Origin of the sequence: Psychrobacillus sp. OK028 (genome assembly GCF_900103605.1) — a bacterium.
Lineage (GTDB): Bacteria > Bacillota > Bacilli > Bacillales_A > Planococcaceae > Psychrobacillus.
This window is the reverse complement of sequence record NZ_FNHY01000001.1, coordinates 324777-350011: the sequence shown is the minus strand read 5'-3', so window position 1 is coordinate 350011 and position 25235 is coordinate 324777. Positions and strand designations below refer to the sequence as shown.

Annotated in this window: 23 protein-coding genes and 1 other annotated feature; of the genes, 7 read left to right on the top strand and 16 right to left on the bottom strand. The window is 36.9% G+C overall.

The window, feature by feature from the left end; genetic code table 11:
* Positions 1-34: 34 nt before the first annotated feature.
* Entirely contained in the window at positions 35-1753 is a 1719-nt protein-coding gene (locus BLR36_RS01340; protein ID WP_093059650.1) for a peptide ABC transporter substrate-binding protein, read from the bottom strand.
* 237 nt (positions 1754-1990) lie between these two features.
* Between BLR36_RS01340 and BLR36_RS01335 the strand changes: the two genes are divergently transcribed.
* Entirely contained in the window at positions 1991-2338 is a 348-nt protein-coding gene (locus tag BLR36_RS01335; RefSeq protein ID WP_093059648.1) for a DUF3899 domain-containing protein, read from the top strand.
* A gap of 49 nt (positions 2339-2387) precedes the next feature.
* Positions 2388-2602: a binding site (T-box leader), on the top strand.
* A gap of 54 nt (positions 2603-2656) precedes the next feature.
* Positions 2657-3649, top strand: a complete 993-nt coding sequence (trpS, locus tag BLR36_RS01330) for a tryptophan--tRNA ligase (RefSeq protein WP_093059646.1) — start codon at positions 2657-2659, stop codon at positions 3647-3649.
* Positions 3650-3889: 240 nt separating this feature from the next.
* Here trpS and BLR36_RS01325 read toward each other — a convergent pair whose 3' ends face one another.
* The 7 genes from BLR36_RS01325 to BLR36_RS01295 form a co-directional block, all read right to left on the bottom strand.
* Positions 3890-5740, bottom strand: coding sequence for an oligopeptide ABC transporter substrate-binding protein (locus BLR36_RS01325; RefSeq protein ID WP_093059644.1), 1851 nt, complete (start codon positions 5738-5740; stop codon positions 3890-3892).
* 63 nt (positions 5741-5803) lie between these two features.
* Positions 5804-6709 (bottom strand): ABC transporter permease, encoded by a 906-nt coding sequence (locus BLR36_RS01320; RefSeq protein ID WP_093059643.1) that lies wholly within the window; start codon positions 6707-6709, stop codon positions 5804-5806.
* Between the two features lie 30 nt (positions 6710-6739).
* Positions 6740-7702, bottom strand: a complete 963-nt coding sequence (gene opp4B, locus BLR36_RS01315; RefSeq protein ID WP_093059641.1) for an oligopeptide ABC transporter permease — start codon at positions 7700-7702, stop codon at positions 6740-6742.
* Position 7703: 1 nt separating this feature from the next.
* Positions 7704-8651: an ABC transporter ATP-binding protein gene (locus tag BLR36_RS01310; RefSeq protein WP_093059639.1), complete on the bottom strand. Its 948-nt coding sequence runs from the start codon at positions 8649-8651 to the stop codon at positions 7704-7706.
* Positions 8648-9658 carry an ABC transporter ATP-binding protein gene (locus tag BLR36_RS01305; RefSeq protein ID WP_093060265.1) on the bottom strand — a complete coding sequence of 337 codons (1011 nt, stop codon included), beginning with the start codon at positions 9656-9658 and terminating at the stop codon, positions 8648-8650. The genes BLR36_RS01310 and BLR36_RS01305 overlap by 4 nt, the downstream gene beginning before the upstream one ends.
* A gap of 647 nt (positions 9659-10305) precedes the next feature.
* Positions 10306-11541, bottom strand: a complete 1236-nt coding sequence (gene fabF, locus BLR36_RS01300) for a beta-ketoacyl-ACP synthase II (RefSeq protein WP_093059637.1) — start codon at positions 11539-11541, stop codon at positions 10306-10308.
* Positions 11542-11569: 28 nt separating this feature from the next.
* Entirely contained in the window at positions 11570-12505 is a 936-nt protein-coding gene (locus tag BLR36_RS01295; RefSeq protein WP_093059635.1) for a beta-ketoacyl-ACP synthase III, read from the bottom strand.
* Between the two features lie 163 nt (positions 12506-12668).
* On the opposite strand from BLR36_RS01295, the gene BLR36_RS01290 reads away from it, so the two are divergent.
* Positions 12669-12857 carry a YjzD family protein gene (locus BLR36_RS01290; RefSeq protein ID WP_093059633.1) on the top strand — a complete coding sequence of 63 codons (189 nt, stop codon included), beginning with the start codon at positions 12669-12671 and terminating at the stop codon, positions 12855-12857.
* A 281-nt stretch (positions 12858-13138) separates the two neighbouring features.
* Here BLR36_RS01290 and BLR36_RS01285 read toward each other — a convergent pair whose 3' ends face one another.
* Complete coding sequence (locus BLR36_RS01285; protein WP_093059631.1) at positions 13139-15289, bottom strand: ATP-dependent Clp protease ATP-binding subunit; 2151 nt, start codon at positions 15287-15289, stop codon at positions 13139-13141.
* Between the two features lie 185 nt (positions 15290-15474).
* Between BLR36_RS01285 and BLR36_RS01280 the strand changes: the two genes are divergently transcribed.
* A complete protein-coding gene (locus BLR36_RS01280; RefSeq protein WP_093059629.1) occupies positions 15475-16170 on the top strand; it encodes a Crp/Fnr family transcriptional regulator in 696 nt (231 codons plus the stop codon).
* A gap of 607 nt (positions 16171-16777) precedes the next feature.
* Here BLR36_RS01280 and BLR36_RS01275 read toward each other — a convergent pair.
* Positions 16778-17098 (bottom strand): metal-sulfur cluster assembly factor, encoded by a 321-nt coding sequence (locus tag BLR36_RS01275; protein WP_093059627.1) that lies wholly within the window; start codon positions 17096-17098, stop codon positions 16778-16780.
* 50 nt (positions 17099-17148) lie between these two features.
* Positions 17149-17907 (bottom strand): serine aminopeptidase domain-containing protein, encoded by a 759-nt coding sequence (locus tag BLR36_RS01270; RefSeq protein WP_093059625.1) that lies wholly within the window; start codon positions 17905-17907, stop codon positions 17149-17151.
* A 133-nt stretch (positions 17908-18040) separates the two neighbouring features.
* Between BLR36_RS01270 and BLR36_RS01265 the strand changes: the two genes are divergently transcribed.
* The 3 genes from BLR36_RS01265 to BLR36_RS01255 all read left to right on the top strand — a co-directional run bounded on the left by BLR36_RS01265 (position 18041) and on the right by BLR36_RS01255 (position 20356).
* Positions 18041-18853 (top strand): Cof-type HAD-IIB family hydrolase, encoded by an 813-nt coding sequence (locus tag BLR36_RS01265; protein ID WP_093059623.1) that lies wholly within the window; start codon positions 18041-18043, stop codon positions 18851-18853.
* Positions 18854-18875: 22 nt separating this feature from the next.
* On the top strand, positions 18876-19727 hold the full coding sequence (locus tag BLR36_RS01260; protein WP_093059621.1) for a DegV family protein: 852 nt from the start codon (positions 18876-18878) through the stop codon (positions 19725-19727).
* 122 nt (positions 19728-19849) lie between these two features.
* Positions 19850-20356, top strand: a complete 507-nt coding sequence (locus BLR36_RS01255) for a DUF3231 family protein (RefSeq protein ID WP_093059619.1) — start codon at positions 19850-19852, stop codon at positions 20354-20356.
* Positions 20357-20522: 166 nt separating this feature from the next.
* On the opposite strand, the gene BLR36_RS01250 is transcribed toward BLR36_RS01255, so the two are convergent.
* The 5 genes from BLR36_RS01250 to BLR36_RS01235 all read right to left on the bottom strand — a co-directional run bounded on the left by BLR36_RS01250 (position 20523) and on the right by BLR36_RS01235 (position 25231).
* A complete protein-coding gene (locus tag BLR36_RS01250; RefSeq protein ID WP_093059617.1) occupies positions 20523-21977 on the bottom strand; it encodes an alpha-amylase family glycosyl hydrolase in 1455 nt (484 codons plus the stop codon).
* 455 nt (positions 21978-22432) lie between these two features.
* Complete coding sequence (locus tag BLR36_RS18665; protein ID WP_175453937.1) at positions 22433-22594, bottom strand: hypothetical protein; 162 nt, start codon at positions 22592-22594, stop codon at positions 22433-22435.
* Between the two features lie 81 nt (positions 22595-22675).
* Positions 22676-23038 (bottom strand): YisL family protein, encoded by a 363-nt coding sequence (locus BLR36_RS01245; RefSeq protein ID WP_093059615.1) that lies wholly within the window; start codon positions 23036-23038, stop codon positions 22676-22678.
* A 54-nt stretch (positions 23039-23092) separates the two neighbouring features.
* A complete protein-coding gene (locus BLR36_RS01240; RefSeq protein ID WP_093059613.1) occupies positions 23093-23989 on the bottom strand; it encodes a fumarylacetoacetate hydrolase family protein in 897 nt (298 codons plus the stop codon).
* Positions 23990-24034: 45 nt separating this feature from the next.
* A complete protein-coding gene (locus BLR36_RS01235; protein WP_093059611.1) occupies positions 24035-25231 on the bottom strand; it encodes a DUF418 domain-containing protein in 1197 nt (398 codons plus the stop codon).
* Between the last annotated feature and the right edge of the window lie 4 nt (positions 25232-25235).

The window sequence follows — 25235 nt, the reverse complement described above, 5'->3', positions numbered from 1 at the left end:
CATATACTCTCTAACTATGAGATTTTAAAACTTGTTAGTTTGCTTCTTTACCTTCAACATATGCCCACTTGTAGCTATAATCTCCACCGAATGGGTGAGCAACTATACCTTTAACGTAAGGCTTTTGAAGGAACATTAAACCGCGTTGGTAAATTGGTCCAACTGCAAAGTCTTGGTCAACGATAATTTTTTCAGCTTTCGCCATTGCTTCCCAACGAGCTGGGATATCTTGAGCTAAAGAACCATTAATATCTTGTAATAATTGATCGTACTCAGGATTTGAGTATGACATTTGGTTATTACCGCCGTCAGTTTCCCATAGGCTTAAGAATGTGAATGGATCTTGATAATCTGGTCCCCATCCTGCAACTTGAATGTCATAATCTTGGTTAGTATCAAGATCTAAACGAACATTGAATGGTACTTCTTTAAGAGTAATTGTTAAACCTGGTAAGTTAGTTTCTAATTGAGATTTTAAGTATTCGTCCATTTTTTTAGAAAGTTCAGTGTCTCCACCAAGAATCTCTAATTTAAGTTCAGTAACACCTAATTCTGCTAAACCTTTTTCCCATGCAGTTTTCGCTTCATCTGCATTGAATACAGCCATGTCTCCGTTAACATCACGGAAATCATTTCCATCTTCATCAAAAACGAAATCTTTTGGAATGAATGAATATGCTGCTACAGAACCATTTGCTAATACTACAGAAGCTAAATCTTCTTTGTTGAACGCTTTAGTAATTGCTTCACGAATATTTACGTTAGCAAGTGGAGTTTTTTCTCCACCTCGTTCTTGATTGTATTTAAAGTAGAATACGGATGTTTCTGATTCTTTTGCTAGTTCTGGGTCAGCAGCGTATTGCATTGCATACTCACCTGAAAGTCCAGCGCGGTCTTTTTCACCGTTTGTATATAAGTTAACTGCAGTTGCAGTTTCTTTTACTACGTCGTAGTTAATTTCAGTAAGTTTTACAGTTTCTTTATCCCAGTACTGTTCATTTTTAAGCAGTTGCCAAGATAATCCTGTACCGTCCCAGTTAGCTAAAGTAAATGGTCCATTGTATAAAAGTGATTCAGAATTTTTCGCATAGTTTTCACCTTGCGCTGTAACGAATTCTTCTTTTTGTGGTAAGAATGTTCCAAATGACATAAGTGATAAGAAGTAAGGAATTGGTTTTTCAAGCGTAACTTCTAAAGTTTTTTCATCAACTGCTTTAACACCTAATTCAGTGTATTCCATTTCACCTTCAGAAATCGCTGTTGCGTTTTTGATAACGCCAGACATCATGTATGGACCATATTCAGATGCAGTATCTGGGTTCATAGCACGTTTCCATGCATACTCAAAGTCATTTGCAGTTACTGGAGTACCATCTGACCAGTTTGAGTCACGTAATGTGAATGTATAAACTAATCCATCTTCAGAAACTGTTGGTTCTCCGTCAGAAAGTGCTGGAACAGCAATATTTTCTTGACTCAAACGATATAAACCTTCGTTTACGTTGTTAAGTAGATCAAAACCAACTGCATCAGTTACAAGAGCTGAGTCCATAGTTGGAATTTCTGCAGTCATGATCAAGTTAAGAACTTGTTCTTCGTCTACAGCTACTTCTTCTTCTTCTGTTGTTGTTCCTTCTTTTTCGTCTGTGTCTGTAGTTGTTTTTTCGCCTTTATCATCGCCACCACAAGCAGCAAGGAACAAAGCAACAACTAACATAAGGCTTAAAAGCCATACAAGCTTGCTATTCTTCAAAAAAATAACCTCCTTAAATATTCAGAAAAATTCATTACAATATTTATTATACATTTTCTTTGGAACTTGTACAGGCTTTTTTTAAATATTTTTACAATGGTGTAACAAAATCATTACATTGTCCTAACAATTGTGAATGTTTGGAAAGAAAATTTCTTATTTTTGTAAATAGAGTTAATTATTTTTTTGCATATTTTCAGATAATATTTTATAATTTACAATTGATAGAGGTGAAAAATGAAAAAAAGATTGATGTACTTTCTTAGTTCCCAAGTTTTTATTTTAGTATTAATGTTAATTTTTTATAAAAATTTTCAACTTGTTTCATACATAAATATGTCTTTTTTTGTCGGAGGAACTATTACGTTCATTGGTTTGATGACATATGTTGTAGCAGGAGGATTTTTTGACTTTTTTACGGAGAGTACACGCAAGGTGTTCACTCCAAGACATATGAAAAAAGAGGCACAAGCAATGCGATTACCATCTGAAGTTTTTTCCTTCCCTTACAAACCGATCATCGCATTAGGGCTTTCCGATTTGTTTTGTATGTGTATCGCATTGTTCTTCTATTATAGTTTCTAGGATTGCTTGATTTTTGGGTTCCTTCTATATATAATAGTCAAAACTAAATAATTGAGCTTTGAAGAAGAAAAGTACATTTACTGTTGTATGTAAAGAGAGTCTGTGGTCGCTGTAAACAGATCATACTGTAAGTGGAATGGGCTTCTGAGCAGTGTTTGTGAAAATTCAGTAGCTTACACCGTCCCCTTCACGTTAAGAAGAAGAGTGGCTAATTATTTTAGCAAGCTGGGTGGTACCACGGATTTAACATCATTCGTCCCTTTTATAGGGATGCATGATGTTTTTTTATTTTCTAAAAAAGAAAAGGGGTTTAGCAAGATGAAAAAAATTTTTTCTGGCGTACAACCAACTGGGATTATCACTCTTGGAAATTACATCGGTGCCTTCAGACAATTCACTGCATTACAAAATGATTTTGACTGTGTATTTTGTATTGTAGACCAACATGCCATTACAGTCGCACAGGATCCGAAAGAATTGAGCGAGCACATTCGTTCCTTAGCGGCTTTATATATAGCTGTTGGAATTGATCCAAAAAAATCTACACTATTTATACAGTCTGAAGTTCCAGCCCATGCTCAAGCCGGATGGATTATGCAATGTATTTCTTATATCGGTGAATTAGAAAGAATGACACAATTCAAAGACAAATCTACTGGGAAAGATGCTGTTTCTGCTGCATTATTAACCTACCCACCATTGATGGCTGCAGATATTCTACTATATCAAACGGATATTGTACCTGTTGGGGATGATCAAACACAGCATGTAGAACTAACAAGAGACTTGGCAGAAAGATTTAACAAACGCTACGGTAACGTATTAACAATTCCAGAAATCCAGTTACCTAAAAATGGAGCTCGTATTAAATCCCTGCAGGATCCATTAAAAAAAATGAGTAAGTCAGATCCAAACAAAAAAGCTACGATACGTCTATTGGATACACCAAAAGAAATTGAAAAGAAAATTAAGAGCTCTGTGACAGATTCTGAAGGTATCGTCGCTTTCGATCCTATAAATAAACCCGGTGTCTCCAATTTATTAACGATTGAATCCGCATTAACCGACGTTGCCATTCCTACACTTGTACAAAAATATGAAGGAAAAGGATATGGTGATTTCAAAGCATCAGTTGCAAATGTGATTATTGATCATCTTACACCTATTCAACAAAGATATGAACAACTGCTAAATTCTTCTGAGCTAGATGAAATTTTAGATCTAGGAGCTGTGAAGGCACAGGCTCTTGCCAACGATACACTGGCTAAGATGGAAGCCGCAATGGGCCTCGGGAGAAGACAACCACGGTAATTGATATTATGGATACACATAGAAGTACAAACTCAGTTGACTCAAACATATACATGAGTACCGATCTAAATGAGTATCCTAGCGATAAAAAATTCAGATAAAGTACTAAATGGGAGCAGCTAATTACTGCTATTCCATAGCTTATCAAAAATAGTAATAGTCTTATTTGTATCACATCCTTATAAGACCATATGAAAAACCGCTCCTAAACTTTCGTTTAAGAGCGGTTTTTTTAAAATATTATTTAACTGGAGTATCTGCTACTAATTCGATATCGATATAATCGAAATCAGTATCATAACCGAAGTCATAGTTTTTCACGCGGTCATTAACCGGGAATAACTCATAACGGAACTGCATTGGAATTACAGCAGAAACGTCTTGCATATATTCTTGCCATTCACGGAACTTTTTAGCACGGAACTCTCCATCAATTGCTTCTGGAGAATCGATTGCAGTTAATAATCCCTCTAGCTCTTCAGAAGTGTAACGGCTGAAGTTATAAACAGCTGTCTTAGAGTATAGTCCTGCTGGAGATGGGTTTGTACCTGTTCCCCATGCACCCATAAATACATCGATTTCCGGATCATCCGCTTGAACTTTATCATAGAATGTGTTGAATTCGATTAGACGACCTGTAGCTAATTGTACATCTAAACCAACTTCATTCCAGTTTTGTAGGTAGTAAGAAATTACTTGTTCTTGTGTTTCGTCACCAGCCATTGCAGCTAGCTTAATTGAAAGTTTTTCTCCGTTTGGATCTTCACGTAGACCATCGCCATCCGTATCTTTATATCCAGCTTCATCTAACAATTGCTCAGCTTTTTCTGGATCATAATTATATCCTTCAATAGAAGAATCGTGGAATGATTTAAATACTGGTGGAATTAGAGAATTAGCACGCTCACGTAAATTGAAGTAGTATACTTCATTTACTTGTTCGATGTCTAAAGCATAACCCATTGCTTGACGTAATACTTTGTCACCCATTTTTGCTTCTTCTTCATTTGTAACTGTAAGACTTGCATCATAGTCATATTTTCCAAGTTTGAATCCTACATAAGAGTAGTACAATTCTTGACGACCAAGAAGCGTAATATTTTCAAGATCTTTTACGTTCTCATATGCGCTAGTTGGGAAAGAAAGCGCCATATCATACTCACCTGTTTCTAAAGCTTTAGCAGCTGAAGAACTTGGTACTGTTTTAATAACTACGCCATCAAGTTTTGATTGACCTTTCCAGTAGTTCTCGTTGCGAACAAACTGAACAGATTCACCTGGTACGATTTTGTCGAATTTGAATGCTCCTAGAGTAACTGGGTTTTTACGTACTGCATCATTTTCAAGTAACTCAGCAACAGGAATATCTTTTACGATATGACTTGGCTCAGCGTAGAACCAAAGCCCATCTCCTCCTGAATAGATAGCTGGTGAAACTTTGTTGAATGAAATCTCTAAAGTAGTTTCATCCACTTTTTTAAGTCCTGAAATTGTATCAGCTTTTCCATCATGATATTCTACAGCACCAACGATATTTTGGAAGTCAGAATCATAACGAACTCCAGCATAGTCTGGGTGTCCGATAATTAGGTAAGGTTGGATTAAATCCTCAATTTTTAGAGGCTCTCCATCAGACCATTTAACTCCTTCTTGAATCTTAATTGTTGCTTTGTTGTTAGCATCATCAACTGATAAATTTGCGATACCACCATCAGTAATTAGGAAATCTCCATCAGTTTTGAAAAGTACATTACTTGCAAATGCCATAATTTCTGAATCATAAGCATCTTCATACAGTGTATAAGAGAAAATACCTTGGAATGGAGAATCATTTACCAATGCTACTTGTAAAGTTCCGCCGTCAATAGCTTCTCCTTCATTGTCAAGTACTACAGGAAATAAGTCTTCAGAAGCTGTTTCATCTGCGTCTTCCTCAGTACCCTCTTCTGCGTCTTTTTCTCCTGTACCATCTTCTTCTGTCTTGTCTGGCTCATCAGCAGGTTTTGCCGTTTTATCATCTGAATTACACGCTGCAAGAACTAGCATAAGTGTTAACAGCAAAGCCAATAGAGCTAAAAGCTTCTTATTCATTCTTTTTTCCTCCCTTTTATATCTTTTTTTATATATCAAACGCTCTTGCGTCTAATAACAGTTTTAACCAAGTCGTTGACGTGCATCAGCAGATCTTCGGATTGCCTGACCAACATAATTGATCGCTAGCATTAGTAATAAGATCAGTATTGCTGCTGGTAACCAGTTCCACCACGCATTTTCCATAATAAACGGATCGGTTGCATAGCTTACAAGTGTCCCTAAACTTGGTGTTGATGGTGGTAGACCAAAGCCTAAAAACGATAGACCAGTTTCTAGTCCAACATTTCCTGCAAAGTTTAAGGTCATATCTACAATTAAGATAGAACTTAAATTCGGCATCATTTCTTTGAAAATAATTACGATATTCCTTGTGCCTAATGTTTTCGAAGCACTAATGTAATCACGTCTACTTTCGGAAAGTGCCTTACTTCTTATAAGCCTAGCTGTACCTACCCATAAAAACAAACTCATAATAAGTATGAATTCCACAATAGAATACTTTGGAATGATAGTCACAAAAACAATAATAATCATCAATGACGGAATAGTTATGAAGAAATCTATAATACGCATGAAGATATTGTCAATTAATCCTCCAAAATAACCGCAAATTAATCCAATAACAACACCTACAAAACCCGTGATGAGCGTTACTAAAATCGCAATTGTCAAAGAGTTTCGTGCACCTACGATCAATTGTCCAAGAATATCCCGCCCACCTTTGTCCGCTCCTAACCAGAATTTCTCACCAGGTTCTGCTAACTTATCCCGTAAGCTTATTCGCATCAATTGTGTTTGGTCGATTTGCGATGCCCAGTAATATATACCTCCAATTACGATGATTAAAGATATAAGCGAAAACATTGCTAATTTATCCTTCATAAACTCTCGCGCAATAACTTGAAATCCTGTAGGTGGAGAGCTTACTTTTATCTCTGTTTGTTCAATAGCTTCAGTATTTTTCATTATTCGGACTCTCCTTATCCATTATTTTTGTTAGTCAATCCTAATTCGAGGGTCAACAATGCTCATGATGATATCGGATAAAAGACTTCCTAATAATGTTAAGAATCCATAAAGCATAACAAGTGCTGTAATTACACTATAATCTCGCCCATTTATAGCCTCAACGAATAATTTACCCATACCCGGATATCCAAAAATGGTTTCAATAAAGATAGATCCACCTAAGAGACCAGTAATAGTGAAACCTAAAAATGCTGCGATCGGTAACAGTGAGTTACGGAAAATATGGCGAGAGTATACTTTGTTGATAGGAATACCCTTACTTTTGGCAGTTCGCACATAATCCATCGACTTGGAATCGATAATTTCCGAACGTAGATACATAATAATCCCAGTAGTAGCAAGCAAGGCATACGTGATGGCTGGCAATAAAATATGATAGAACTTACTCCAGACAAAACCAGCAGTTCCAGACTCATATTTGATATCCACCGTCCCACTTGTAGGAAACCAACCTAGTTCATAACCGAAGAAGAACAGATTGATAAGTCCCAATACAAATGTTGGTATTGCAAAAACTATAAAGCTATAAAATACAATGGATTTATCTAAGAATGTATCTTGAAATCTCCCAGCAAGAACTCCCAAAGGAATTGCGATTAAATATAATAAAAAGACACTTAGTAAGGATAACCATAATGTATTGAGTGCACGGTCTCCAATCAAATTCGAGACCGGTACGTTAAACGTATAGCTACGTCCGAAATCACCTTGGAAAGCATTTCCAATCCAATTCACGTATTGCACATACCAGGGATCATAGAAACCCGCCTTAATACGTAGTTCTTCTACTCGAGCAGGATCGGTTTCTGGAGTAATTAGTCCTGTAAAAGGGTCACCAGGCATGAACTTTGCCATAATAAATATTAAAAGACTAAGTACAAATAATTGCGGAATCATAACGAGTATACGTCTTACAATCGTTTTCCACATATTACATGCCCCCTTTGTTCTGAGCATTCATTGCTACTTTGTGTGTATCGGAAATTGGTTGTAAATCATATACTCTACCATTTTCATCATAATAATTATGATGATTTGTTAGATAATCTACTTCTACTGCTCTTCGAACTTTCTTTCGCTCTTCACGATCTGTTGGATTTACTTCTGGAATTGCTGAAAGTAATCTCTTCGTATATATATGTTGTGGGTTCGTATATATATCTTTCCGATTCCCGGACTCTACAAAGCGTCCTTTATACATAATCGAGATATTATCACACATATGTTTTACAACCCCAAGATCATGGGAAATAAACAAGTAACTTAATCCAAATTCATCTTGGATATCTTTTAGGAAGTTTAAAACCTGTGCTTGCACTGATAAATCGAGTGCCGATACTGGTTCATCTGCAATAATAAGTTTCGGGTTACTAGCAATCGCACGAGCAATACCGATACGCTGCTTTTGCCCCCCTGAAAATTCATGTGGATATTTCAATCTTGCTTCCTCGCTCATACCCACAATTGCTAGTAATTCATTAATTCTTTTTCTTTCTTCGCCTGGAGAAAGTTTTAAGAAGTTGCGAATAGGTTCTGCGATAATATCTTGCACTCGCTTTCGAGGATTTAGACTCGAATGAGCATCCTGAAAGATCATTTGAATGTCACGATTATAAGCAGAATTTCGACCTCTGACTTTGTTCGTAACATTTTCTCCTTCATAAATAATACTTCCTGAAGTAATTTTTTCTAATCCAATAATAGATTTTCCTGTTGTAGACTTTCCACAACCAGATTCACCTACTAGACCGTAAGCTTTCCCTTTTTCAAATTCAAGATTTATTCCATCCACAGCGTGCACATTGTCTACAACTGTATTAAAGAATCCTCCACGAATTGGATAATGTACTTTTAAGTCCTTTATTTGCATGAAACTCATAGGGAGATACCTCCTTCATTTTCAAAATGAAAATGCTGCCAACAAGTACATCTAACTAGATGACCTGGAGATACTTCATGCAATGTTGGATTTTCCTCATGCGCTTCTGCTGGAATCCACGGAATACGATCTGCGAATCTACATCCTACTCTAGGTAGTTTTACTAATGAAGGTACCATTCCTTGTATTACTTGAAGTTTATCGTTTTCACTATTCATTTGAGGAATAGAATTTAGTAGAGAACGTGTGTAAGGATGTCTAGGATTTGCAAATAGTTCTTCCACAGGCGCCTCTTCTATTATCTGACCTGCATACATAACCGCGACTCGGTCTGCAGTTTCAGCTACTACCCCTAAATCATGTGTGATAAGAATAATACCTGCTCCTGTTTCTTTTTGGAGCTCCTTTAACAAATCAAGGATTTGGGCTTGAATTGTTACATCTAGTGCTGTTGTTGGCTCATCGGCAATAATAATATTCGGTTTACACGAAATAGCGATGGCAATAATGACACGCTGCCTCATCCCTCCCGAAAGCTGATGCGGAAACTGTCTAGCAATTCGCTCTGGATTTGGGATTCCAACTTGTTTTAACAATTCCAAAACTCGATTATTTCGTTCTTGTTTGGACATTTTAGTATGATACACAAGACCTTCTTCAATCTGATCTCCAATTCTCATCAATGGATTCAGAGCAGACAGTGGATCTTGGAATATCATTCCGATCTCTTCACCACGAACATCATTTAACTTTTCCTCTTCCAGTAATGCAAGGTTTTGACCTTTGTATAGGATTTCTCCTTGAACTCTTGTCTTATTATGATCGTATAATCCGATAATAGAAGTTGCTAAGGTCGATTTTCCACAGCCAGATTCACCAACTACTGCAAGTATTTCATTTCTTTTTAAATTTACGGATACACCATCTACTGCATCGTAATATGTATCTTTTATGCGAAAACCAGTATGTAAGTCATTTATAGTTAAAAGCTGATCTAAGTTGTTCAACATATTGCTCCTTTCAGTCATCGCTACTAAACTATTAATTTGAAAGATTACTATCTCACTAAATATTACAATTTTCTGTTTTTTTGTTAGCTCATTGTTAAATTCTATTACAGTTTGATTACAATCGCAATAATATTTTTTCATTATTTGATCAATTGACTCTTTTTAGAAAAATTAGACCTAAAACAAATCTAGGAATAACAAGGTTTTTTGGTATTTTTTATTAAATAAAAAAATTTTTCCAGGATACTAATTATTCATTATATTCTATAAATATTATCAATAAAATATCATTTATTCTTCTGAAACACTAGCGTTTCAACGCTTTAAAGCATTGTATAAGTAATTAAAAAGAGAAGGTCTCAAAAATTTCAACAAAAAAAATCTTAAAAATTTTACAATGATAAAATTTCAAGACTTTCTACTAGGTTTCGCCTACAATTGTTTTTCGTTACAGCTGACACTTTCCTGGCATCCAGCTCGAGCCTATACTGTCTCCCCTGCGCTGTTTCCCCCAGGTGTCACAGCAGCAACAGAGAACAGTCAGTATTTAAAGGTTTTATAAATATTCTAAGGGCTATACATTTCCCAAAGTATAGAAAAAAACGTGAAATCAAATAACCGATTTCACGTTTATAAAAATAAATTTATGCTTTTTTAAATAATATACTTGCATTATGTCCACCGAAACCTAATGAATTACTCATAGCAAATTCGATATCCGCTTTTCTTGCAGCATTCGGAACATAATCCAAATCACATTGTGGATCTGGTGTTTCCAAATTCATTGTCGGAGGTAAGATTCCTTCTTTTAAGGCTAATACAGTGAAGATTGCTTCCACCCCACCGGCTGCTCCTAGAAGGTGGCCAGTCATGGACTTTGTTGAGCTCATCGCTAATTTATAGGCATGTTCACCAAAAACAGTTTTCACTGCCATTGTTTCAAAATGATCATTATATGGCGTGCTCGTTCCATGTGCATTAATATAATCGACTTGGTCTGGTGAAATTGATGCATCTTCAATTGCTTGGTTCATCGCACGAGCAGCACCTTCTCCACCTGGAGCTGGAGCAGTGATATGATGAGCATCACCTGTAGAACCATAGCCAATAATTTCTGCATAAATTTTTGCACCACGAGCTACTGCATGTTCATATTCCTCTAAAATAATTATACCTGCACCTTCACCTATTACAAATCCATCACGATTCGCATCAAATGGACGTGATGCTTTTTCAGGCTCCGTATTTAGCGTAAGTGCAGTATTCGATACAAATCCTGCTACGGACATATTAGTAATTGGAGACTCTGCTCCACCTGTTATCATAACGTCAGCATCTCCACGTTCAATTACCTTAAACGCATCTCCAATTGAGTTAGTACCAGAAGCACATGCTGTTACCGAACAGGAATTAATAGCTTTAGCACCAAAATGAATTGAAACTTGACCTGCTGCCATATCGGGAATCATCATAGGAACAAAAAATGGACTTACTCGGCGTGCACCTTTTTCTAAAAAGGTACGGAATTGTGCCTCATAGGTTTCCATTCCACCTATACCAGAACCAATCCATACTCCTGTACGAAGGCCCACTTCTTCTGTAATTGTAAGATTTGCATCCTCTACAGCCATAATTGAAGCAGCTAATGCATAATGGGTGAAACGATCCATTTTACGTGCTTCTTTTCTTTCAATGTACTTCTCAATATCAAAATCCTTTACTTCTGCTGCAACCTTAGCAGCAAACTGTGAAGCATCTAGTCTAGTTAGCATACCCACACCAGATTTACCTTCTTTAATACCTGACCAAGTTGTTTCTATATCATTTCCTAGTGGTGTAACAGCGCCTATACCTGTCACTACTACTCGACGTTTTGTCATGAATTTTTCACCCTTCCAAATTGTACGTTTATTTTCCCCATTTTAAAGTAATTGCTCCCCAAGTCAAACCTCCACCAAAACCTACCATAACAATTGTATCATCATCTTTTACTTTACCATTTTTAACTTCTTCATTTAAAGATAATGGAATGGAAGCTGAAGATGTATTACCGTACTTATGAATTGTTTTAGACATCTTCTCAAGTGGTAACCCTAGTCTTTCTCTTGCGGATTCCATTATACGAATATTCGCTTGGTGTGGAATTAGCATGTCAATTTCTTCTTTGTTTAATCCGGCTTTTTCTATTACATTAACGGCAGATTCACCCATTTGTCTTACAGCAAATTTGAATACTTCTCGTCCGTTCATTTGAAGATGTGGACCTTCTTGTGATAAATGCTTACCACCACTACCGTCAGCACCAAGTTCGAAAGATAAAATACCCCGTCCTTCAGAAACTTTGCTTATCACCACAGCACCAGCACCATCACCAAATAGCACTGCTGTGTTTCTATCTTCCCAATCAGTAATTTTAGATAATTTTTCAACTCCCACGACAAGAACGTGAGAATACGTATCAGACTCAACAAATTGCTTTGCTGTTACTAGTCCATATATAAATCCTGCACATGCAGCAGATAAATCCATTGCAGCCGCATTTTTAGCACCAAGTTGTTCTTGTAACATCGTAGAAACACTTGGGAATGGACGATCTGGAGTTACTGTTGCCACAAGTATTAAACCAATTTGATCGGCGTTAATACCTGCATCTTTAATTGCTTCTTTTGCAGCTTTCACAGCCATATGAGATGTATTCTCTTCTGCTCCAGCAATTCGACGTTCTTCTATACCAGTCATCGTTCTAATCCATTCGTCAGATGTATCCATTCGTTTTTCAAGGTCTTCATTTGTCAAAATATGTTCAGGTGCATATGTCCCTAAACCAATTATTCCTGCATTCATGAATGTTCCTCTTTTCTTGTAATCTATTATTAGTACCTGGTGTTAATAATAACGAATATATGTACATTTTTCAACAACAGAGTTTGTTTTCCCAAATATTCTTTTGTTAAATGGTATGCTATGTTATGATACATATAGTAAAATTAGTGTTGAGGTGAATATCATGCAATATATTATGACGTTTTTCTGGTCAGTACTTTTAGTTTCTATGTTAAATTATGTTGTTAGCTCCGTTCAAAACGTTGAGTTTGTATTCATGAATGGTATTATCATGTCCATTCCTGTTGCCATTTTGGTTTTAGTAATCGCAGCAATCATTCCTGACGAACCAGCAGCTAAAGCACATCACTAAAAAACAGCCTTCCATTGGGAGGCTGTTTTTGTTTCCTGAGAATTTTGTGGAGAAATATACGCGAATAATTACCGGCTGTCCAAGAGAGTTTCGCACATATACGAGAGACATCCATACCCATATGAGAGTGCTTGCCTCATACAAGAGTGATTACTGATTATCCAAGAGAGAAACACTCATATACGAGAGACATCAAAGGTATACGAAAGCCTTTGCATGAAAAAAACCATAGATATTCCACGTTAGTTGTGTGGCATATCTATGGTTTAATTTTCACGAACTTAGATTGAACTAGATTCACTTTCACTCAAAACTTTTAGTTCATTGTCTTCCATTTTAGCAACTATCTTGCTGCCTGGTAAAACAGTGCCACCGATTAAAAGTTTGGCAACTGCTGTTTCTAAATAACGTTGGATGTATCGTTTTAATGGTCTTGCACCAAATGCAGCGTCTGTCCCTTCCTCAACGATCCAATGTAATACTGCATCATCCACTTGTAACTCAATTTCTTGTTCACGTAAACGTTTTTGCAGTTGTTTTACGTATTTTTCTGTAATTTTAACAAAATGATGTGTAGTCAATGAGTGGAACATAATGATGTCATCTAAACGATTCAATAATTCTGGTTTGAAATGCTCACGTAAAGCACTCATGACTAGTGTCTCTTCTTGATCCGAAACCTCTCCAGTCGTATTGGCTAAATACTGAGATCCTATATTAGAAGTAAGGATAACAATCGTATTTGTAAAGTTTACGATTCTTCCTTGACTATCTGTAATTCGGCCATCATCCATCAATTGCAATAATATATTGGCAACATCCGGATGTGCTTTTTCTATTTCATCTAGTAGTACAACTGAATATGGATTTCTACGAACAGCTTCTGTTAATTGACCACCTTCTTCATACCCGATGTATCCGGGGGGTGCACCGACTAAACGAGAAACACTATGCTTTTCCATATACTCAGACATATCAATTCGGATAAAATGCTCCTCCGAATCAAATAAATTTGCGGCTAATGATTTAGCTAGCTCCGTTTTACCTACGCCGGTAGGTCCTAAAAATAAGAAAGAGCCGATTGGTTTGTTTGGATCCTTAATACCTGCTCTTGCACGCCAAACAGCTTCTGTCACTAATTGGACTGCTTGATCTTGTCCAACTACACGCTCTCCTAATGTTTCTTTTAAGCGTAAAAGCTTTTCTCTCTCTCCTTCAACGAGTTTCGTAACTGGAATCCCTGTCCATCTGGATACGATGGACGCAATTTCTTCTGCAGTTACTTCTTCACGTAAAAGACGAGTTTCTGATTCTTCATTTACTTCATTTTCATACAGTTGAAGCTCTTTTTCTAGTGTAGGAATTTTCCCGTGACGAAGTTCAGCTGCCTTGTTTAGATCGTATTGATTTTCCGCTTCTTCTAACTCTCTTCGATTGCGATCCAATTCTTCCCGCTTCTGTTGAATTACTTGAATGGCTTCCTTCTCTTGCTCCCATTTTGTGCGCATTTCACTTGTAGATGTTTCTAATTCCTTTAAGTCTACTCTTAGCTGCTCTAATCTTTTTTGACTAGCAGCATCTTTTTCTTTCATTAATGCTTGTTCTTCGATTTGAAGCTGCATCATTTTTCTCGTAACTTCATCAAGCTCTTGTGGCATAGAATCAATTTCTGTTCGAATCATTGCACATGCCTCATCCACTAAATCGATTGCTTTGTCCGGCAAAAATCGTTCTGTAATGTATCGATTAGAAAGCTCGGCTGCTGCAACGATTGCTCGGTCATGAATCCGCACACCATGATGTAGCTCGAAGCGTTCCTTTAGGCCACGTAATATAGAAACAGTATCTTCTATTGATGGCTCTCTTACCATCACTTGCTGGAAGCGTCTTTCCAGTGCAGGGTCTTTTTCTATATACATCCGATACTCATCCAGTGTTGTCGCACCAATACAATGCAGTTCACCACGTGCTAACATTGGTTTTAGCATATTTCCAGCGTCCATTGCACCGTCCGATTTTCCTGCACCAACTATTGTATGAATCTCATCGATGAACAATATAATTTGACCTTCACTGTCTTTCACTTGCTTTAAAACTGCTTGCAGACGCTCCTCAAATTCTCCGCGATATTTTGCTCCAGCGATTAAGGAACTCATATCAAGTTCAAAAATTTCCTTTTCTTTTAACCCTTCTGGTACGTCCTTACGTACAATACGCTGAGCAAGGCCTTCTACAATGGCAGTTTTACCTACACCAGGCTCTCCAATCAGGACAGGATTATTCTTCGTTTTTCTTGATAATATACGAATAACATCTCTAATTTCCTGATCTCGACCTATAACCGGATCCATTTTTCCTTCCTTTACTGCAGTAACTAGATTTCGACCGTACGTTTCTAAAGGACTTTTTTCATCCTGTTGTTTCATTTGCATTTACAAACATCTCCTTTTGAAGTAGTTTGACCTTCTTTGACTAATGTAATTATAAGACCTAGCTATTCACTTTGTAAAGAAATATGACTATCTACTTCTAACTAAACAGATTGAGTAAATATGCTATTATAGAAGAAAGTGCAATCACGATTTCGAATGTGAATAACGGAAAGGAAGTAATAATTATGACTGAACAAAGTTCCAATTCACAAGGCATATATGCACTATTTGAGCAATTTGGTGCAAACTTAAAACTAGAAAAGGATCGCTCCGTCTTCTTAGAAGGTCAAAGTGCGGAAGATGTCTATCTCATCAAAACTGGTACCGTTCGCATAAGCAAGGATACGGAAAGCGGTAAAATATTGACTTTAAGAATTTCAGGAAACGGCTCATTTATCGGTGAAGCATCTATATTTTGCGATACTATTTATCATTCCGTTTCTGCTAATACAATAGAGCCGACTGAATTATTAGTGTTGTCACGTGCCACGCTTGAAAAATATTTATCAGAGTGTTCTTCTCTTATGATGGAATGGATACAAATCATGCAAACGCACAATTTGAAGAATGAAACTCGCTTTAGAGATTTGTTGCTGCACGGGAAAAAGGGTGCGTTAATTTCCACATTGATACGACTAACAAATACGTACGGGGTAAAGCAAACGGATGGTAGCATTCTCATTAATCATGCTATGACCAATCAGGAGTTGGCTAACTTCTGCGCTACAAGTAGAGAGGTCGTTAACCGAATTTTAAATGATCTAAAGAAAAAAAATGTGCTTTCGCTAGATAAAGGGATGATCACGATTTATGATTTACCTTTTTTACGGACAGAAGTGGAGTGTGATAACTGCCCACTGCATATTTGTCGGATTGACTAGATTGAGTGGAGTGTAATAAAACAAAAACCTAGATACGCTGTTGATTGTAGCTCCGGTCGGAGCCTTTCCGTGGGCACGGCTCGAGCCTGTAATCTCTCCCTCGTGCTGTCCCACAGGAGTCGCCGACCTGCGCTTCAATCAACAAAACCACGAAAGTTAAATACAATTTCACATAAATAATCATTACTTCTCTATCCTAATTCTGCTTTCAACATCAATCATTGGATACAATCCTAATTCAAAAAGATTACTAGTAATTTGAATTGGCCCATAATATTTGCTCAATCTTTTTTGTTAGCTGTAAGCTTATCGAAATCTCTTCGTGTAGTATTACTCATTAATTGATTGGAGTGTAAGATGGCGACTCAAGCGGGAGAAAGTGAGAAAGTCGAGAACCCACAGGGAGCGAAGCGAACGAGGAGGCCAACAGGATGTTGGTCACAAAGGCTAAGTGTGCCACACGATGTGGCACACTTAGCCTTTGTGACCCTCCTGAAACCGAAATCATAGGATTATTCTTTTATATATCCCTTATCCTTATCATTTCTTACCATAAAAAAAGTCGAATCATGTGAGATTCGACTTTTTTCGTTCTTATATATAATTATTATCTTACACCCAAAGCTATTTTAGCGTAGCGAGACATATTTTCTTTTGACCACGGTGGATTGAAAACAATATTCACATCTGTTTCTTTTACTTCTGGCAGTTCGCCAAGGGCTGTTTTTACTTGGTCGACAATTTGTGGACCCATTGGGCAGCCGATTGATGTTAAAGTCATTGTAACTTTTGCAATATCATCATCTGCTAATTGTACATCATATACTAAACCTAAATTGACAATATCAATACCTAGTTCAGGGTCGATAACGTTCTCAAGAGCGGCCATCATACTATCCTTCATATCTTGTTCTGTATCTTGACTCATATTGAAAACCTCCTCTATTTATATATCTCAATCATATCAAACTCATCTGTTTATGCCAAACTGTTTGCTAGCCACTCCATGGAAGCCAACATTCCTTTTCTTGAAACAGCGTGCCCTGCCGATTTTTCATTCATCAGGACTATATTTTGTTTATCATATTGTTTTCTGAGAGACGCGATAAATTTGGCAGTTGGTTCATAAGGTACAACGAGATCTTTTTCTCCATGCCAGAAAAACAAAGGTGTTTTGATTAGGTTGTCGGGATGTCTAGATGCATCAAAATTAGATAGTGTGTCGAACATATTTGTTCGCTCATCTGCACTCAATGGCACCTTGAATCCTTTTTGCTCTACGGAAGCAATTTGTGCCTTGGCAAGTTCTACATAACCAGGAGTTCCCATCAAAATGGCTGCCGCATCAATCCATGGATAGATCGTTAAACAGCCCAAAGTAGCGATTCCTCCCATTGATGTACCGGCTAACGCGATTTTTTGATCTGTTAAATAGCTACGTTTTTCTAATTCTTGTTTAAGTGCATTAACTTCTTCTATAGAAGTTAAAACAATTTCCCAGAAGCGCAAACTTATTTCTACTTCATCTAATTTTTCGTCTCGTTCACCATGTAGATGTGCATCAGGTAAAATGACCCGACATCCGTGTTGTACTAGCTGATATGCGTAATGAAGGTTATGCTCTTTCGCACTTTCAAATCCGTGTAAAAAGATGACAATTGGAGCATCCTTCTTTGTTTCTTCATTATGAATATGTAATAACGGAATGCTTCCCCAAATCTCAGTAGTGACTTTCATCTAACCCCCGCCTTTCTTCTATTATTATTCTACCAAAGTAATTCTGTGAGTACAAAGAGGTTGAGTTTTTTCATTTTGACGTTATTCATTGAAAACGATACACTTTAAAGTAAGATAGAAGGGAGTTTTTTTTATGAAACCGCATTTAATCGTGTTAGATTTAGATGGAACATTATTGACCGATGAAAAAGTAATTTCAACAAAAACTAAAAACATTCTGCAACTGGCAAAAAATGAAGGTCATGAAGTGATGATCGCAACTGGAAGACCATATAGATCCAGTGAAATGTATTATAAAGAGCTTGGTTTAAGCACACCGATTGTTAACTTCAATGGTGCATTTGTTCATCATCCTAGAAGTTCTTCTTGGAAAACTGTACATACACCAATTGATTTAAAAGTTGTGAAAGAAGTAGTGGAGGCTGTAGAAAGCTATTCCATTAAAAACATGCTTGCTGAAGTTCTCGATGATGTGTATTTACACTATCATGATGAAAAAATTCTTTCTGCGTTTTCATTAGGAAACCCTCAAGTAACTACTGGTGATTTAAGATCACTTTTGAAAACGGACCCAACAAGTTTACTAATTCATGCTGAGGAAGATTCGGTTGATTCGGTTCGTCAGCATCTAAGAGATGTACATGCAGAAGTCATTGATCATCGTCGATGGGGTGCACCATGGGATGTCATTGAAATAGTACGCCATGGTTTAAATAAGGCAGTTGGATTATCTCAAGTTTCCAAGTTTTTAAACATTCCAAAGGAACGTATTATTGCTTTTGGCGATGAAGATAATGATTTAGAAATGATTGAGTATGCGGGAGTTGGCGTAGCAATGGGAAATGCTATAACTCCACTTCAGAACATTGCCAATGAAGTAACTTTAACAAATAACGAAGATGGCATTGCAGAATTCTTAATAGAGAGATTAAACTTAAAGAAATAGTAGAGATACAGGAGGATGGGAAATGAGAATATTCGCTGATAGCGCCACTGATTTACCAAAAGCTTTTTTTGTAGACAATAATGTTCTTTTAGCGCCACTAAGAGTTCATATTGATGAGGATGAATATGAAGACATTATTGGTATTGATTCTTCTGAAGTTTATACCGCAATACGTGCAGGAAAGCAGCCAAAAACCTCACAAGTTTCACCCGAGTTATTTTTACGTTTGTTCGAGGATCTTGCAAAAAAAGGTGAGGAAGGATTATATATTGCCTTTTCATCCGCTCTTTCTGGAACCTATAGTACAGCCATGATGATGCGCAAGCAATTATTAGAAACGTATCCAGATTTAAAGCTAACAATTATTGATTCACAATGTGCGTCGCTTGGCTATGGGTTAGTTCTAAAACAAGCAGTTAAATTACGTGATGAAGGAATGGATAACGCTCAACTAATTGAAAAAGTACGTTTTTATGCAGAGCATATGGAGCATTTATTCACAGTAGAAGATTTGGATTATTTAGCACGTGGAGGACGAGTTTCGAAAGCGAGTGCGTTTATAGGTGGGTTATTAAATATTAAACCGCTACTTCACGTAGAAGATGGAAAACTAGTTCCTTTAGAGAAAATTCGTGGGCGGAAAAAAGTTTTGAAGCGCATGCTTGACCTTATGGATGAGCGCGGAGAAAATTTTAGTGATCAAGTTATTGCTATCAGTCATAGTGACGATGAAGCAACGGCATTAGATTTAAAACAAATGATTGAAGACAGATTCCAACCAAAAAGCATAGAAATCCATCACATCGGCTCTACAATCGGAGCTCATGTTGGTCCAGGAGCTATTGCATTATTCTTTTTAAATCAATTATCTTAAAATGTTGAAAGAGATCTATATCATGTAGATCTTTTTTTCATGGGCGAATACTTTTCCGTAAGCTCCACATACTACCATTTACATGGAGAAAATCTGTGAAAATAAATGGTAGGAGTGAAATAATGGGAATTTTAAGTGGAAATCCTAAAGAAGAGCCGCTACATTATGGTGAAGTAATTGCCATATGGACAAACCTAACAGTTAATAACGGGCTAATTGCTGCTTATCAAACTTTCTATAATCATACAGGAGATGATGATTTAAAGTCATTAATAGAAGAGTGTGTTAAGGCTATGGAAGAGGAAAATAAACAAATAGAGAAAATACTCAAAGTGAATGCTGTTGGATTACCTCCATCTCCTCCAGCTCGTCCCGATGCTCGTCTAGAAGATATTCCGGTTGGCGCACGATTTAATGATCCTGAAATTAGTGCTGCCCTTGCTTTGGATTCAGCTGCCGGTCTAGTTGCCTGCAGTCAAGTAATGGGACAATGCATCCGAGAAGATATTGCAATGCTTTATGGACAATTCCATATGGCAAAAGCTCAAATTGGAGCTAAAATACTACGCTTAAACAAAAGCAAAGGCTGGTTAGTACCGCCACCTCTTCATGCTTTTCCAGGTAAATAGGAAAATTTTCTCCTTGATGACAGTTTAGTTGGAATTTTGAGGAGTGTAGTTGGAATATATACTTGTTTAGTTGGAATTTCGAGCCCTTTAGTTGGAATAGTATTATTTTTCCATCTAACTTTCACTCAAAAAAACTGTCCTACCTATAAATAGGTGGACAGTTTTTTTAGTTCTTCACTTTTTTTTGCTCTTCGTCTGCTCGACGCTGCTTTCCTTTTCGCCAAACAATGATTAAGAATAACATAAACAATATATAAGCAACCGCCATGGCTGCGATATAGGCACCATTCAGGCCTTTGTCGTCTTTCACTTGATACACTTCGACTATTTCTCTATCCAACACTAAACGGTACGAACCGTCTGCAGTAGCACGAATGATATCCGATTCAAATAATCCACGTAATTCTTTATCCTCGCCGATTTCATCGCTATCAATATCTATTCTTTGCGTCACACCTGTATTATTAACGACAATGATAAATGTTTCTTCATCTGAGAATCGTTTGTATACAGCGTATCCATCTTTATTTTCCAGTAGCTCTATTTCACCAGTTCGCATCGTTTCTGAATTTAATCGAATAGAAGCCATGTCTTTTAAGTATTCAATTAGCTCCTCGTCTACTCGGAAATTCATGATTTGATGGCTATCTTTGGGAGTCTGTCCATTCATTGCTATTTCCGTACCGTATGTCATATAAGGCACACCCGGCAATGTTAAAAAAGTACCCATCGCCATTTTAATACGAGTAGGCGGAAATTTGTTCTCTAAGGCGCTATAATATGTGATTCTTTCTGTCAATAAATGATCTACCATCAAAAGATTATTTTCATTCGCTAAAGAGATAGAATCGGAAGGTAAATCTGTATTTTTGAAAGTTTCCCGGAAATCTAACATTAGCTGCTCTGAATAGTCCACGTCAAAATCAGCTTCTGACTCCTCTAAAGCAATGACATACATAGGATCACGAACTTCTTTTAAAGCAGCAATTACATCATTGATAAAGGAAGTAGGTGCTCCCTCTAATTCAGACAATTTAACTCCGTGAATTTGGTAAGTTTCTGCAAAGTTTACAATTGTATTAATAAGAGCCTGTTGTACGTCATTATTAGTCAAATCAAGCTGTATTTGACCATCTTCTTTTGAGAGGATCCATTCACGTTTGTCAGTGTCAGTTGCCCAAGTATGTTTCTGGCTATAATTATTTAGAGGAAACTCAACCATAATTTTCATATTTTGTTCGTTCGATTTGTCTAATAGTTTGTTAAATTCTTCCAGTGTCCCGAAATGTCTTTCCAATTCATCAAAATCTAAAATTCGCTTACCATCATAAGATTCTGTTGCAAAAACAGGACCAATAGAAATAATAGTGAAGCCCATATCTTTAATGTGTGTCATTTTTTCCATAACACCTAGGAAATCTCCACCTGCGAATGCATTCGGATCCTTTGGATTGGTATCATAATCGTTCGTTCCAACTTTATTGAAATAACGATCAACATACAAATCATAAATACTTTCATTATGTATAGAGTTATTTATATCTGCTTTGCCTACTTGAGTTGTCGCTAGAAAAACAATGCTCATTAGCAATCCAGATATAATCCACTTTGTTACTTTCAAGGTAAATCCTCCTTTGACGCATATACATCTCATTTTATCAAAGCTATGTTTTAATCGCTATCGTTTCGCAATTAAAGCAATAAATATCCACCATAATTCGTCCAAACTGTGACAAGCTTTCGATAAGAAACGGGTAAAAGCAGCAAGGTTCTTTAAGAATATAACCCAGATATTTCGTTGATTGTAGCGAAGATCGGACGCTTTCCATGGGCACGGCTCGAGGCTGTAGTCTCTCCCTCGTTCATTGAAGTGACCTCGGAGCGTATCGAGGAGGCTGAGGCAACGCCCGCGGAGACAGGATGTTGGTCACAAAGGCGTTGCCACACGATGTGGCGCTGTTTAGCCTTTGTACTCCACCTGAAACGGAAATCATAGGATTATTTATTATTACTAGTCTCTTGAACCAAGTTTTCACGAGACATTTTAATATACTTTCTTTCAAAAAAAGCCACCGGTCATTTCGGTGGCTTTTGGGTTTTATGGAATTCTTGAAGGATATGTGATTGGAATTCATCAGCAGAATCTTTGTTGTTTTTTTGTAGGTTGTATATGACCATTGCCGTAGCTAAAAATGCAATCATTAGGACAAATACTAATAATAGCAATGTTATTCCCAATTGCAGCTTCCCCTCTCTTGTTAACTATCAAAATAGCGTAATAAGGAAAAGAAGCTCCCACTAGTGGAAGCTTCCCAATACTTAAGCTAAGAAATTTACGCCCATTGGTAATTTGAAACCTAAGAAAAGTGCAATAAAGAAGAAAACAAATACTAGCACTAAGAAAGTAGTGTATGGTTTTCCTTTTGCTTTTTTCACTAAAGTCATTTCCATCATACCAATTACTAATATGCCTGCTAGGAATTTTAATCCGTATAGCATTCCTTCACCGAAGTCCATACCTTTGATGAACAAAGCAATTCCAGTAACGATGATTAGGATGTAGAACAAACGTAAGATCATATGAACTACTTTCGGTTTAGCAATCGCTAATGCTACAAAAAATAGAATTAGTGCGACTACCCAAGTGGTAATGTGTAAATGTGTTGATGCTAAGAAATCCATTTTTCCACCTCAATTATACTTGTAGTTTACTACTATCCTATTTAGTGTAACATGTTACTCGAATTTGTTCACTAATGTACCTATTCCTTCAATCGAAATTTTGACTACGTCTCCTGATTTTAAGAAACGTGGTGGATTAAACCCTTTCCCTACACCAGCTGGAGTTCCAGTTAAAATAACATCTCCCGGTTCAAGGGTAACTGACTTAGAAATTTCTGCAATGATTTTTTCAACTGAAAATAACATGTCGGACGTTTTTCCATTTTGACGAATTTCATCATTTACTTTTGTCACCACTGCTAATTCTTGTGGTTTCGGCAACTCGTCTTTTGTCACTACGTATGGTCCCATCGGACAAGACCCTTCTAAACTTTTCCCTAAGAAATATTGCTGATGTTTTGTTTGCAAATCACGCGCAGTTAAATCATTGGCAATTGTATAACCAAAGATATAGTCATATGCGAGCTTTTCAGGAATGTTTTTTCCTTGTTTGCTAATAACGATCGCAAGTTCACCTTCGTAATCGTAGGAATTTGTTATATCCGCATGTAAGGAAAGCGTTTGTTCATCTGCAGCAATGGAAGTTGGAGACTTCGTAAATACAACAAAATCACTCGCTATTCCTCCCATTTCTTTCGCATGATCTGCATAGTTTTTACCGACTGCCATGATGTTTTTAGGTGTACGTGGAATAGGTGAAAGCCATTCGATTTCTGTAAATGAACGTTTAAAGTTATTTGGATTTTCAGCCTTTAACGCTGCTTCTACTAATTTACGGATTTGTTCGACAAAATCCATCCCTAAACGTACACCTTCTACAATGGTAGATGGAAACTCAGGTAATACTTGGAGCGTCTCCTGAATGTGCAGTACATCCCATACTGCCTCTTCTTTTTTGACTTTTGGTCCGAAGTAAATTTCATCTTGTAAACGGTAGGATAACAGTTTCATCTTTTGGACACTCCCTTAATAGTTTTAACTCTATCTATAAGTCTATTACAAATTAGATTCCTTTTCATCTATTTTCGACAAACTATTCGAATAAGTCAGTTTTCTCCACAATAACTCCACAGGACCTTGCTTATATTTCATAAACCAAATCTCTGCGAAAACTATTTGTAATGCGTAAATACCGACTGCCATCCAAGTACCTGTGGTAATATCAATCTTTCCGTATAAACCAAACCCATAGGCATAAAAAATAGTTGTGGCAATGATCGATTGCATTAAATAGATGGTCATAGACATTCTACCAACCTTGGAAATTGGAGAAAGTATTTTTGCTCCAATTGGAATCGTGCAGATGATAGCAATGACTCCTGCGTAAGCAATTGCCTGCAGTGGTCCACCAAAAGTGTCCTGGATATACATAGTTAATGCATCTGCTTCCTTAACATAAGGAATCCACTTAATAGACGTACCCACAGCGAATGCAACTACTACTGTAACAATCCAAAAAGCTTTTAACTCTCTCGCTCTTTCGATCAGCTTCCATTTTGCTGCTGCTGCACCTAACAAGAGGAACGGAACAATCGTGATGAACATTAATAAAAACATTGCACCATTACCATTCATATAAAGCCAATCATCTAATCGTTGCCAAAATATATCCATCCAAGACCCTTGTCCATAAGCAAGAATACTCGCTTCAATTTCTTGTATTCCTGTATAGATAATCATGTCATTTGGACTGACCTTAGAGCCCAAGTAAAGTAAGCCACTCAGGAGACCATTTGGTATTAAGAACAAGAAAATACTAATTAGAAATAACCATATGGGCTTCAATCTAATCATGAGTAATAAAACAAAACCTGCTAATGCATACGTTATTAATATATCTCCTGCCCAAATTAGAAAAGCATGAATACAGCCGATTAATAGTAAAACGAATAATCGGCGAACAGCAAATTTAGAAAAATTGCTGCCATTTGCTTCAGCCTTCATAAATTGCATAGCCAAACCGTATCCAAATAACATCGAGAATAATGGATACACACTACCTTGTACAAAAAGGTCAATCATCTTAAACGTCTCATAATCACTTGGATTTTGATACCAAGTATATGGATTAATATAAATATATGGAGTATGGAAAAACAACATATTCACGACAAATATCCCGAGTAGAGCTAACCCTCTCATGACATCGATTGAGATAATACGTTCCTTTACTCCTGTTGGTTTGATCAACAAACTC